This window comes from Lelliottia nimipressuralis, assembly GCF_004402045.1.
In the GTDB taxonomy this organism is placed as follows: domain Bacteria; phylum Pseudomonadota; class Gammaproteobacteria; order Enterobacterales; family Enterobacteriaceae; genus Enterobacter; species Enterobacter chinensis.
The window spans coordinates 218,037-230,244 of sequence record NZ_SOMG01000011.1 but is presented as its reverse complement, the minus strand read 5'-3'; the positions used below and the strand labels follow the sequence as shown (position 1 = coordinate 230,244).

General features: G+C 56.1%; 11 protein-coding genes. All 11 read right to left on the bottom strand.

Annotated features, from left to right (window positions below):
- Positions 1-15: 15 nt before the first annotated feature.
- Entirely contained in the window at positions 16-1,857 is a 1,842-nt protein-coding gene (gene nuoL, locus E3U32_RS04405) for an NADH-quinone oxidoreductase subunit L (protein ID WP_134347781.1), read from the bottom strand.
- On the bottom strand, positions 1,854-2,156 hold the full coding sequence (nuoK, locus tag E3U32_RS04400) for an NADH-quinone oxidoreductase subunit NuoK (RefSeq protein ID WP_003861496.1): 303 nt from the start codon (positions 2,154-2,156) through the stop codon (positions 1,854-1,856). The genes nuoL and nuoK overlap by 4 nt, the downstream gene beginning before the upstream one ends.
- Positions 2,153-2,707, bottom strand: a complete 555-nt coding sequence (gene nuoJ, locus E3U32_RS04395) for an NADH-quinone oxidoreductase subunit J (protein WP_047346614.1) — start codon at positions 2,705-2,707, stop codon at positions 2,153-2,155. The genes nuoK and nuoJ overlap by 4 nt, the downstream gene beginning before the upstream one ends.
- A gap of 10 nt (positions 2,708-2,717) precedes the next feature.
- Entirely contained in the window at positions 2,718-3,260 is a 543-nt protein-coding gene (gene nuoI / locus E3U32_RS04390) for an NADH-quinone oxidoreductase subunit NuoI (protein ID WP_003861491.1), read from the bottom strand.
- Between the two features lie 13 nt (positions 3,261-3,273).
- Positions 3,274-4,251: an NADH-quinone oxidoreductase subunit NuoH gene (gene nuoH / locus E3U32_RS04385; protein ID WP_047346615.1), complete on the bottom strand. Its 978-nt coding sequence runs from the start codon at positions 4,249-4,251 to the stop codon at positions 3,274-3,276.
- Complete coding sequence (gene nuoG / locus E3U32_RS04380) at positions 4,248-6,971, bottom strand: NADH-quinone oxidoreductase subunit NuoG (protein ID WP_134347780.1); 2,724 nt, start codon at positions 6,969-6,971, stop codon at positions 4,248-4,250. The genes nuoH and nuoG overlap by 4 nt, the downstream gene beginning before the upstream one ends.
- 55 nt (positions 6,972-7,026) lie before the next feature.
- Entirely contained in the window at positions 7,027-8,364 is a 1,338-nt protein-coding gene (gene nuoF / locus E3U32_RS04375) for an NADH-quinone oxidoreductase subunit NuoF (protein WP_134347779.1), read from the bottom strand.
- A complete protein-coding gene (gene nuoE, locus E3U32_RS04370) occupies positions 8,361-8,861 on the bottom strand; it encodes an NADH-quinone oxidoreductase subunit NuoE (protein WP_006176513.1) in 501 nt (166 codons plus the stop codon). Before nuoE ends, nuoF begins: the two co-directional genes overlap by 4 nt.
- A 2-nt stretch (positions 8,862-8,863) precedes the next feature.
- Positions 8,864-10,666, bottom strand: coding sequence for an NADH-quinone oxidoreductase subunit C/D (gene nuoC / locus E3U32_RS04365; RefSeq protein ID WP_134347778.1), 1,803 nt, complete (start codon positions 10,664-10,666; stop codon positions 8,864-8,866).
- 89 nt (positions 10,667-10,755) lie between these two features.
- Entirely contained in the window at positions 10,756-11,430 is a 675-nt protein-coding gene (gene nuoB / locus E3U32_RS04360; RefSeq protein WP_003861482.1) for an NADH-quinone oxidoreductase subunit NuoB, read from the bottom strand.
- A gap of 15 nt (positions 11,431-11,445) precedes the next feature.
- Positions 11,446-11,886, bottom strand: a complete 441-nt coding sequence (gene nuoA / locus E3U32_RS04355; protein WP_006176516.1) for an NADH-quinone oxidoreductase subunit NuoA — start codon at positions 11,884-11,886, stop codon at positions 11,446-11,448.
- Positions 11,887-12,208 lie beyond the last annotated feature (322 nt).

The window sequence follows — 12,208 nt, the reverse complement described above, 5'->3', positions numbered from 1 at the left end:
AAATTCACTTAACGATCAACGCAACACCATCAGCAGCGCCAGCACGACAACCGCACCGATGCTCATGGACGCCACATACCAGCGCAGATAACCGTTCTCGCTGTACAGCAGGCCTTTACCTGCAAAGCGGGAAAGGATCGCCGGGATATTCATCAGGCTGTTCAGTGGGTCGCGCTTCACCAGCCACGCAATGCCCAAGAACGGCTTAACGAAGATCATGTCGTACAGCCAGTCGAAGCCCCACGCGTTGTACCACCAGGTGCCCAGCAGACGGCCTGGCGCACTGTTGGCAACGGCAGTCACCAGCGTACGTTTACCCAGCCACAGCCATGCAGCAATCAGGATGCCCGCGATAGCGACCACACCGGAGGTGATTTCAAGCGTCAGAACGCGACCGTGCTCAAGCTCGGTGGTGTCTGGCAGTACGCCCTGCAGCGGTGGCACAATCATCGCGCCAACGAAGGTGGACAGTACCAGCAGCACAATCAGCGGCAGGTGGTGGGTAATCCCCTTCCCTGCGTGAGCGTGAATTTGTTCTTTACCGTGGAATACGATGAAAATCATACGGAAGGTATACAGGGAGGTCATGAACGCACCGACCAGACCCGCAACCATCAGATTGATATGGCCATTCGCCATGGCACCCGCAAGGATTTCGTCCTTACTGAAGAAGCCCGCGGTAATCAGCGGCAGTGCCGCCAGCGCCGCGCCGCCCACCAGGAAGCAGACATACACCAGCGGGATAGACTTACGCAGTCCGCCCATCTTGAAGATGTTCTGCTCGTGATGGCAGGCCAGGATCACAGAACCGGATGAGAGGAACAGCAGCGCTTTAAAGAACGCGTGCGTCATCAGGTGGAAAATGGCCGCGTCCCACGCCTGAACGCCCAGCGCGAGGAACATGTAACCAATCTGGCTCATGGTGGAATACGCGAGAACGCGTTTGATGTCGGTCTGCACCAGCGCGGCAAAGCCTGCCAGCACCAGCGTAACCGCACCAACGATACCCACCAGATGCAGAATTTCCGGCGTCATCAGGAACAGGCCATGGGTACGCGCAATCAGGTAGACACCTGCGGTTACCATGGTCGCGGCGTGGATCAGCGCGGAGACAGGCGTAGGACCCGCCATCGCGTCGGCCAGCCAGGTCTGCAACGGCAGCTGCGCGGATTTACCCACGGCACCACCCAGCAGCATCAGCGTTGCCCACCACAGCATGTTGTTGCCTGCGGCGAAGTGCGCCGGCGCCAGTTCCACCATTTCGCGGAAGTTCAGCGTGCCCAGTTCGTTGTAAAGAATGAACAGCGCAAAAGCGAGGAACACGTCACCCACGCGGGTGACGACGAACGCTTTCATGGCCGCTGCGCCATTCTTCGGATCGGTATAGTAGAAACCGATCAGCAGGTAAGAACACAGACCCACGCCTTCCCAGCCCAGATACATCAGCAGCAGGTTATCGGCCAGCACCAGAACCACCATGCTGGCGATAAACAGGTTGGTGTAGGCGAAGAAGCGGGAGTAACCCTCTTCACCGCGCATGTACCAGGAAGCGAACATGTGGATCAGGAAACCCACGCCGGTCACCACGGAGAGCATGGTCAGCGAGAGACCATCCAGCACCAGGTTGAAACCGATGTTGAAATCACCGACCGACATCCAGGTCCACAGCGGCACGCTGAATGGCTGACGTCCGTTGTTAAAGAAGTCGATACCCGCATACGCTGTCACCAGCGCAGCCAGACCGATTGAGCCAATGCCCACGGTTGCAGACAGGTTCTCAGACCAGCGGCCGCGAGAAAACGCCAGCAGCACGAAGCCAATCAGCGGAAAAATAATGGTTAAGGCAAGCATGTTCATCCACGCAACTCACTTACTGAATCGATGTTCAGGTTCTGGCGGCGACGATGGAGCTGCAGTAACAGCGCCAGGCCAATACTCGCTTCGGCAGCCGCGAGGCTGATGGCGAGAATGTACATCACCTGACCATCGGTCTGGCCCCAGTAGCTTCCGGCGACCACGAAGGCCAGCGCGGAGGCGTTAATCATGATTTCCAGGCCGATCAGCATAAACAGCAGATTGCGGCGGATAACCAGACCGGTCAAACCCAGAACGAATAAAATCGCAGCGAGGATCAGTCCATGTGTTAAGGGGATCATGCGCGCTCCTCCGTTTTTCTTTTCGCGCGGTCGTCAGTGCGGTTGCTCAGCACCTCGCCAGCACGCTCTTCGCGGCCAACGTGGAAAGCAACAACCAGACCTGCCAGCAGCAGCATTGAGGCCAGTTCAACCGCCAGAACGTATGGGCCAAAGAGCGTAATACCGACCTCTTTAGCGCTGATTGGCGTTCCGTCGATGCCCTGATCGTTGACACCCAGAATGGCGTAAACAATCACCACCAGCATGATGGCCGACAAAATGGCCGGACCAATCCACACCTGCGGTTTTAACCACTGACGTTCCTGCTCAATTTCAGAGCCGCCCAGGTTCAGCATCATCACCACGAACACGAACAGCACCATAATGGCCCCGGCGTAGACGATGATTTCCAGCGCACCGGCGAAGTGCGCGCCCAGCGCAAAGAACACCCCGGAAATGGCCAGCAGCGAGATGATTAAGTACAGCAGCGCGTGCACCGGATTGGTGTGCGTAATCACTCGCAGCGTAGCCAGGATGGCGATAAGGCCACAGATATAAAAAGCGAATTCCATTGCCCTCTCCTTACGGTAACAGGCTCTTGACGTCGATAGGCTTAGCTTCGTTCTCTGCTTCGCCCTTATCTTTGCCGTCGATTGCCATACCCGCCATCCGGTAGAAGTTATATTCCGGGTATTTGCCCGGACCGGAAATCAGCAGATCCTCTTTCTCGTACACCAGGTCCTGACGCTTGTACTCACCCAGCTCGAAGTCTGGAGTCAGCTGAATCGCCGTGGTTGGGCACGCTTCTTCACACAGACCGCAGAAGATGCAGCGTGAGAAGTTGATGCGGAAGAACTCAGGATACCAGCGGCCATCTACCGTCTCTGCTTTCTGCAGAGAGATACAGCCTACCGGACACGCTACCGCACACAGGTTACAGGCAACGCAGCGCTCGGAACCGTCCGGGTCGCGCGTCAGCACGATACGGCCACGGTAGCGCGGCGGCAGATATACCGGCTCTTCCGGGTACATCCGGGTTTCGCGTTTGGCAAACGCGTGCAGGCCGATCATCCAGATACTGCGTACCTGGGTACCGAAGCCTACCAGTAATTCTTTTAAGGTCATGGTCTATAGCCCCTTATGGCTGCTGCCAGAGAATGACAGCCGCCGTTACCAACAAGTTGACGAGCGTCAGCGGCAGGCACACTTTCCAGCCGAAGGACATTACCTGGTCATAACGCGGACGCGGTAACGCTGCGCGAATCAAAATGAACATCATCATGAAGAACGCGGTTTTCAGCGCGAACCAGATGAACGGCGGTAAGAACGGGCCATGCCAGCCACCAAAGAACAGCGTTACCATCAACGCGGAAATGGTGACGATACCGATGTACTCGCCCACGAAGAACAGACCGAATTTCATACCGGAATATTCGATGTGGTAACCGTCGGCCAGTTCCTGTTCGGCTTCTGGCTGGTCAAACGGGTGACGGTGACACACGGCCACGCCCGCGATAGCAAAGGTAATAAAGCCAAAGAACTGCGGGATAACGTTCCAGATGTCGGCCTGGTTGTTGACGATGTCGGTCATGTTGAATGAACCGGCCTGCGCCACCACGCCCATCAGGGAGAGACCCAGGAACACTTCGTAGCTCAGCGTCTGCGCGGAAGCACGCATCGCACCCAGCAGGGAGTATTTGTTGTTACTGGACCAGCCCGCGAACAGCACCGCGTAAACCGCGAGGCCTGCCATCATCAGGAAGAACAGAATGCCGATGTTCAGGTCAGCGACCACCCAGGTCGGGCTGACAGGAACGATAGCAAACGCCAGCAGCAGCGAGGTGAAGGCGATCATCGGAGCCAGAGTAAAGATCACGCGATCCGAGAAGCGCGGGATCCAGTCCTCTTTAAAGAACATCTTGATCATGTCCGCGACCAGCTGGAGTGAACCACCCCAGCCCACGCGGTTCGGTCCGTAACGGTTCTGGAACAGACCGAGCAGACGACGTTCACCAAAGCTCATGAACGCGCCACAGGTGACCACCACCAGCAGGATAACGACTGCTTTCAGAATGCTCAGCAGGATGTCGATAAGATCCGGCGTTAACCAACTCATGCTTTTGCCTCCTGCAGGTTATCAAGACGTGCACCCGCCAGTACCGGCGCGATGCCAGGCATACCCATCGGCAGACCCACCTGCCCTGCTGTCAGACCTTCGGAGATAATCAGCGGCAGGCTGATTGTCTGGCCGTCATAGCTAAAGGCAATGTTCGCACCCGCATTTACGCCAAGCTTCGCGGCATCCGCCGGGTTGAGCTTGATGTACGGCTGCGGCATGCGGGTCTGGAAGACCGGTGAACGCTGGGACAGCTCGTCGCTACCGAACAGATGGTAATACGGCGCAATACGCCAGTTACCTTCCTGCGCCTGGAAGCTCGCCGGAACGGTCGTGAAGAAATCCAGACCAGTTTCGGAGGCTTCAATCAGACGTACGCCCGGATCGCCGTGGCGCAGTGAACCACCCACTTCAGCCTGGAACTTGTTCCATGCCTGCGGGGAGTTCCAGCCTGGAGCCCATGCAAATGGGATCTGTGAACGCGGGGCAGACGGCTGGTTGTTCCCTTCCATTGAGAAGGCAAACATGGTGTCTTTGTCCTGCGGCTGGCGCGGTTCGTGCACGCTGATATTGGCACGCATTGCGGTACGGCCGCTGTAGCGGTGCGGTTCACGCGCCAGTTTCTGGCCGCGAATACGGAAGCTTGCTTCAGGCGCGGCATCTTTAATGCCTGCCAGCTGAGGCAGTTTTTCCACAACCGCGTCGATAACGTGGTCGAGTTGCGTCCAGTCCACTTCACGGCTCTGCACGGTGCTGTGCAGGGAGTGCAGCCAGCGCCAGCTTTCCAGCATCACGGTGTTGCTGTCGTAGTACGCCGGGTCGTAAACCTGGAAGAAACGCTGCGCGCGGCCTTCGTTGTTGATAACGGTACCGTCGCTTTCTGCGAAGCTTGCCGCAGAGAGCACCAGGTGCGCTTTATCCATAATCGCAGTGCGCTGATGATCGATAACCATCACCAGCGGCGCTTTGGAGAGTGCGGCGTCTACGCGTGCGGCAGAAGCATGGCGATGCAGGTCGTTTTCCAGCACCACAACGGCGTCAGCAGCACCGGATTCCAGTTCGCTTAACGCAGCTTCCAGGGAGCCACCGCCAATCATCCCCAGACCGATACTGTTTACCGCACGGGCAATCATGGTTACGCCAACGTCGGCACCGCGGCCTTTCAGGGCTTTGGCAACGTTTGCTGCGGCCTGAATGATCTCCGCGCTTCCGGCATTAGTACCCGAAATAATCAGGGGTTTCTTCGCACCCGCCAGGGCCTGAACAATCACGTCGACCTTGTTTTGCAGGTCACGATCCAGTTCAACCGCCGGCGCGTTGTTGTCCAGCGCGTGGGCAATCGCAAAGCCGAGACGCGCCTGATCTTCAACCGGTGCGCAGTAGGTCCACGCCGCGATATCGTCCAGACGGGTATTATCGACGTTAGTCACGAACAGAGGATGCTTCGCGCGCTGGCCGATGTTCAGGATTGCCGCAATCTGCCAGTCAGCCACTTTCTGCGCGGCTGCCATTTCACGTGCTTTACCCTTCACCGCCTGACGAACCGCCAGCGCCGCGCGAGCGCCGGTCTGAGTCAGATCTTCACCCAGCACCAGAACCGCATCATAGGATTCGATTTCGCGCAGCGCAGGGGTATGAATACCGCCTTCACGCAGCACTTTCAGCACCAGCTGCAGACGTTCCTGTTCGCCCTGGGCGATACCGGTATAGAAGTTTTCCGCGCCAACCAACTCGCGCAGCGCGAAGTTGCTTTCGATGCTGGCACGCGGGGAGCCGATACCGATCACTTTCTTCGACTGGCGCAGAATGTCTGCCGCGCCCTGCATCGCCTGTTCAGCGTTCAGGGTAATGAAGTCATCGCCACGGCGCTGAACCGGCTGACGCGGACGGTCTTTCAGGTTCACATAGCCATAGCCGAAACGACCGCGGTCGCAGAGGAAGTAGTGGTTAACGGTACCGTTGTAACGGTTTTCAATACGACGCAGTTCGCCGTAGCGCTCGCCCGGGCTGGTGTTACAGCCGAGGGAGCACTGCTGGCAGATGCTTGGTGCAAACTGCATGTCCCACTTACGGTTGTAGCGCTCGGAGTGAGTCTTATCCGTGAATACGCCGGTCGGGCAAATTTCTACCAGGTTACCGGAGAATTCGCTTTCCAGCGTACCGTCTTCCGGACGACCAAAGTAGACGTTGTCATGCGCGCCATATACGCCCAGATCCTGACCGTCTGCGTAGTCTTTGTAGTAACGCACGCAGCGGTAGCAGGCGATGCAGCGGTTCATTTCGTGAGAGATGAACGGCCCCAGATCCTGGTTACGGTGGGTACGCTTGGTAAAGCGATAGCGACGGAAGCTGTGACCGGTCATTACGGTCATATCCTGAAGGTGGCAGTTACCGCCCTCTTCGCAGACCGGACAGTCGTGCGGGTGGTTGGTCATCAACCATTCCACAACGCTTTCGCGGAACTGTTTGGCTTCTTCGTCATCAATCGAAATAAAGGTGCCTTCGGTGGCTGGCGTCATACAGGACATCACCAGGCGACCACGCGTGTCTTCCGCGTTCTGATATTGCTTCACCGCACACTGGCGGCAAGCACCGACGCTGCCCAGCGCCGGATGCCAGCAAAAATACGGAATATCAAGGCCGAGCGACAGACAAGCTTCCAGCAGGTTGTCCGCCCCGTTAACCTCATATTCTTTGCCGTCTACATGAATCGTAGCCATTAGCATGCTTCCAGTTGGCTCAGTCGAAACCGAGCGTTAATCAAAATTCTTGTCGTTACCAGCGCGCTTTAAGCAGGTTCGGCTGAATCCCATTGATCGCATGGGTATTGCTGAACGGCTGCTTGATGCCTGCTTCGAACTCGTCGCGGAAATATTTAATCGCGCTCTGCAGAGGTTCGACGGCACCCGGTGCGTGGGCACAGAAGGTTTTACCCGGGCCTAAGAATCGACACAGTTGCTCAAGTGTCTCGATATCGCCTGGCTGACCTTCACCACGTTCGATAGCACGCAGGATCTTCACGCTCCACGGCAGACCATCACGGCACGGTGTACACCAGCCGCAGGACTCGCGGGCGAAGAACTCTTCCAGGTTACGCACCAGCGATACCATGCCGATCTCGTGGTCGACGGCCATCGCCAGCGCCGTACCCAGACGGCTGCCTGCTTTACCAATGCTTTCGAATTCCATTGGCAGGTCAAGGTGGGCTTCGGTCAGGAAGTCTGTTCCTGCCCCACCCGGCTGCCAGGCTTTGAATTTCAGGCCATCGCGCATGCCGCCGGCGTAGTCTTCAAGAATTTCGCGTGCGGTGGTACCGAACGGCAGTTCCCAGACGCCAGGATTTTTAACGCGACCGGAGAAGCCCATCAGCTTGGTACCGGCATCTTTACTTGAGGAGATACCCTGATACCACTCCACGCCGTTGGCGAGGATAGCCGGAACGTTACACAGGGTTTCGACGTTGTTTACACAGGTCGGTTTACCCCATACGCCGGAGCTTGCCGGGAACGGTGGCTTGGAACGCGGGTTCGCACGGCGACCTTCCAGGGAGTTAATCAGCGCGGTTTCTTCACCGCAGATATAACGCCCGGCACCGGTATGCACGAACAGCTCGAAGTCAAAGCCGGTGCCCAGGATGTTTTTGCCAAGCAGGCCGGCTTCGGTGGCTTCGGCAATCGCGCGACGCAGGTTTTCTGCCGCTTCGATGTACTCACCGCGCAGGAAGATGTAGCCACGGTACGCTTTCAGCGCGAACGCGGAGATCAGCATGCCTTCCACCAGCAGGTGTGGCAGCTGTTCCATCAGCAGGCGGTCTTTATAGGTGCCCGGCTCCATTTCATCAGCGTTACACAGCAGGTAACGGATGTTCATGGACTCGTCTTTTGGCATCAGGCTCCACTTCAGACCGGTGGAGAAGCCCGCACCGCCGCGCCCTTTCAGGCCAGAGTCTTTCACCGCATTAACGATGTCGTCCGGTGCCATGCCGCCAAGGGCTTTACGCGCACCGGCATAGCCGTTTTTGCTTTCGTATTCTTCAAGCCATACCGGCTGTTTGTCATCACGCAGACGCCAGGTCAGTGGATGAGTTTCAGCAGTACGAATTACAGTTTTCATTTGTACTGCTCCAGCAGGTCAGGAATCGCTTCCGGCGTCAGATGGCTGTGAGTGTCCTCATCAATCATCATGGTCGGCCCCTTGTCGCAGTTACCCAGGCAGCAGGTCGGCAGCAGCGTAAAGCGGCCGTCGAACGTGGTCTGGCCCGGCTTGATATTGAGCTTCTTCTCAATCGCAGCCTGAATGCCCTGATAACCGGTGATGTGACACACAACGCTGTCACAGTAGCGGATCACATGGCGGCCTACCGGCTGACGGAAGATCTGGCTGTAGAACGTGGCTACGCCTTCTACGTCACTGGCCGGGATACCCAGCACTTTTGCGATCTCATAGATCGCCCCATCCGGCACCCAACCACGCTGTTTCTGTACGATTTTCAGCGCTTCAATGGACGCCGCACGCGGGTCTTCGTAGTGGTGCATCTCGTGCTCAATGGCGGCACGTTCTGCTTCACTCAGCTCAAAAGCCTCGGTCTGTGGTTGTTGATTCTCGTGCATAATTAGCGGTCCACATCTGACATAACAAAATCGATACTACCCAGATACACAATCAGGTCAGAGACCAGACTGCCGCGGATGGCGGACGGGATCTGCTGCAGGTGCGCAAAGCTCGGCGTACGCACGCGGGTACGGTAGCTCATGGTGCTGCCGTCACTGGTCAGGTAGTAACTGTTAATACCCTTGGTCGCTTCAATCATCTGGAAGGATTCTTGCGCCGGCATGACCGGACCCCAGGAAACCTGCAGGAAGTGAGTGATCAGGGTTTCGATATGTTGCAGCGTGCGCTCTTTCGGCGGCGGCGTGGTCAGCGGGTGATCCGCTTTGAACGGGCCTTCCGGCATGTTGTTGAGGCACTGCTCAAGGATGCGCAGACTCTGGCGCAGCTCTTCCACTTTCAGCATCACGCGGGTGTAGCAGTCGGAAACACCGCCGCCAACCGGGACTTCAAAGTCGAAGTTCTCATAGCCAGAGTAAGGACGTGCTTTACGCACGTCGAAATCAATACCGGTCGCACGCAGACCTGCACCCGTCGTACCCCACTCCAGCGCTTCTTTCGCGCCGTAGGCAGCAACGCCCTGGGAACGGCCTTTCAGGATAGTGTTACGCAGTGCGGCTTTCTCGTAAGACGCCAGACGTTTTGGCATCCAGTCGAGGAATTCGCGCAGCAGACGGTCCCAGCCGCGCGGCAGATCGTGTGCGACACCGCCGATACGGAACCAGGCCGGGTGCATACGGAAACCGGTAATCGCTTCTACCAGATCGTAGATTTTCTGACGGTCGGTAAAGGCGAAGAAGACCGGGGTCATCGCGCCGACGTCCTGAATAAACGTGGAGATGTACAGCAGGTGGCTGTTGATACGGAACAGTTCTGACAGCATAACGCGAATCACGTTAACGCGATCCGGCGTAACGATACCCGCCAGTTTCTCAACGGCCAGCACGTATGGCATTTCGTTTACGCAGCCGCCGAGGTACTCGATACGGTCGGTATATGGAATGTAGCTGTGCCAGGATTGACGCTCGCCCATCTTCTCAGCACCACGGTGGTGGTAGCCGATGTCAGGTACGCAGTCGACAATCTCTTCGCCATCAAGCTGAAGAATAATACGGAATGCACCATGTGCAGACGGGTGGTTTGGACCGAGGTTGAGGAACATGAAGTCCTCGTTATCGGTACCGCGCTTCATGCCCCAGTCTTCCGGTTTGAAGGTCAGCGCTTCCATCTCCAGATCCTGCTTGGCTTTGGTCAGCTCAAACGGATCGAATTCGGTCGCACGTGCCGGGTAGTCTTTACGCAGCGGGTGGCCGGTCCAGGTCTGCGGCATCATGATGCGCGTCAGATGCGGGTGGCCGTCGAAGGTCATGCCGAACATTTCCCAGGTTTCACGCTCATACCAGTTGGCGTTTGGGAAAAGTTTGACGATAGTCGGCAGATGCATGTCGTTTTCAGACAATGCCACCTTGAGCATGATATCCGTATTACGGTCTATTGAGATCAGGTGGTAGAAAACGGAAAAATCCGCAGCAGGGAGACCCTGGCGGTGGGTACGCAGACGTTCATCCATGCCGTGTAAGTCAAACAGCATGACGTAAGGTTTTGGCAATTTCTTGAGGAAATCGACCACTTCCAGTAATTGCTCACGCTTCACCCAAACAACGGGTACCCCGGTGCGGGTAGCCTGAACAGTAAAGGCATCCGGCCCAAAACGGTTGCGCAGTTCGCCAATGACTGGGTCATCGAGATGATCCCGGGTCTGCCAGGCGGCTTCTTGCGCGGTTAAGTCGGTCATATTGTTCACCATTGCAAATGGTCCGTGGTGACTGTTGAGCCTGGCTTCGCGCTATTTGAGTAGTGATATGCGAAGGTGTTCTCCAGGCCTACAGGCGCAAATTAAATTTCGTCAGGCGTACGCAGATTGGTGACGGCAATACGTTCACCACGTTTACGCTCGCGCTCAGACTGCATGTTCGCGCGATACACACCCTGATCGCCAACAACCCACGACAGTGGGCGACGTTCTTTACCGATAGACTCCTGCAGCAGCATGAGCGCCTGCATGTAAGCTTCCGGACGTGGCGGACAACCCGGGATGTACACATCCACTGGAATAAACTTATCTACGCCCTGCACGACGGAATAGATGTCGTACATACCGCCAGAGTTTGCACATGCGCCCATGGAGATAACCCATTTTGGCTCCAGCATCTGGTCATAAAGACGCTGAATAACAGGTGCCATTTTGGTAAAGCAGGTACCCGCCACCACCATCAGGTCAGCCTGACGTGGGGAAGCACGCAATACCTCTGCCCCAAAACGCGCAACGTCATGCACCGCAGTGAATGACGTCACCATTTCAACGTAGCAGCAAGAAAGGCCAAAGTTGTATGGCCAGATGGAGTTCTTACGACCCCAGTTGACCATATCGTGCATGGCATGCTCGAGCTTGCCCATGTACACGCTTTTATTGACTTCTTGCTCCAGGGGGTCGGTTACGATCTCCTGTTTTTGCAGGGGGTAACGGTCATTCTCACCGTTAGGATCTATGCGGGTGAGCGTATAATCCATCTTATTGCCTCGCTGTTACTGCTGACGATTAGAGATACTGTTTTCCGGGTTGATGTGTTCACGACGTGAACGCGCAGGCGTCCAGTCAAGCGCGCCAATACGCACCAGATAAACCAGACCGGCCAGTAGCACTAAAATGAAAATTGCGGCCTCGACAAAGCCCACCCAACCACTTTCGCGGATGGACGTCGACCATGCGAAAAGGTAAAGCGCTTCCACGTCGAAGATGACGAAGAACATGGCTACCAGATAGAACTTGGCAGACAGGCGTAAGCGAGCGGTACCTACTGAATCAATACCTGATTCGAAAGGTGTGTTTTTGTGCCTTGCGCGGGCGCGACCGCCCAGGAACCAGCCGCCGACTAACATCAGGCAGCACAGGCCAATGGCTACAATAAGAAAGATTGCGAATGCCCAGTGATGAGCGATGACTTCTGTGGATGTTGACATACTCATTGCTTACTCATCAAAAGTGATACCAACGACACTGCTCTTGCTGGCAGATGGGCATCACATCGATTCATGGGGAGGAACAAATAACCTTACACTAACTGTCTGAAATGAGACGTAGACAGCAAAATGATGGGGTTTTTTACTCCTTTCTATAACCTATTGTCAACTTTAACAAAGGTTTCTTCACATTAAATTACATCGAGCGATTCTCATTAACATTTGGTGCCCTTTAACCCTGGTGGGTACATGACTTTCCGTCAAATGTATGTTGTTGAATCGTGTCCGTTTCGGAAGTAAAAAAAATAACCCTCCTATTTTGACAGGA

What these genes read in the sequence shown, in the direction of transcription:
- nuoG (WP_134347780.1), bottom strand. Translation starts at nt 6,971, where the DNA reads ATGGCTACGATTCATGTAGACGGCAAAGAATATGAGGTTAACGGGGCG.
- nuoB (WP_003861482.1), bottom strand. Translation starts at nt 11,430, where the DNA reads ATGGATTATACGCTCACCCGCATAGATCCTAACGGTGAGAATGACCGT.
- nuoF (WP_134347779.1), bottom strand. Translation starts at nt 8,364, where the DNA reads ATGAAAACTGTAATTCGTACTGCTGAAACTCATCCACTGACCTGGCGT.
- nuoE (WP_006176513.1), bottom strand. Translation starts at nt 8,861, where the DNA reads ATGCACGAGAATCAACAACCACAGACCGAGGCTTTTGAGCTGAGTGAA.
- nuoI (WP_003861491.1), bottom strand. Translation starts at nt 3,260, where the DNA reads ATGACCTTAAAAGAATTACTGGTAGGCTTCGGTACCCAGGTACGCAGT.
- nuoA (WP_006176516.1), bottom strand. Translation starts at nt 11,886, where the DNA reads ATGAGTATGTCAACATCCACAGAAGTCATCGCTCATCACTGGGCATTC.
- nuoK (WP_003861496.1), bottom strand. Translation starts at nt 2,156, where the DNA reads ATGATCCCCTTAACACATGGACTGATCCTCGCTGCGATTTTATTCGTT.
- nuoH (WP_047346615.1), bottom strand. Translation starts at nt 4,251, where the DNA reads ATGAGTTGGTTAACGCCGGATCTTATCGACATCCTGCTGAGCATTCTG.
- nuoL (WP_134347781.1), bottom strand. Translation starts at nt 1,857, where the DNA reads ATGAACATGCTTGCCTTAACCATTATTTTTCCGCTGATTGGCTTCGTG.
- nuoC (WP_134347778.1), bottom strand. Translation starts at nt 10,666, where the DNA reads ATGGTGAACAATATGACCGACTTAACCGCGCAAGAAGCCGCCTGGCAG.
- nuoJ (WP_047346614.1), bottom strand. Translation starts at nt 2,707, where the DNA reads ATGGAATTCGCTTTTTATATCTGTGGCCTTATCGCCATCCTGGCTACG.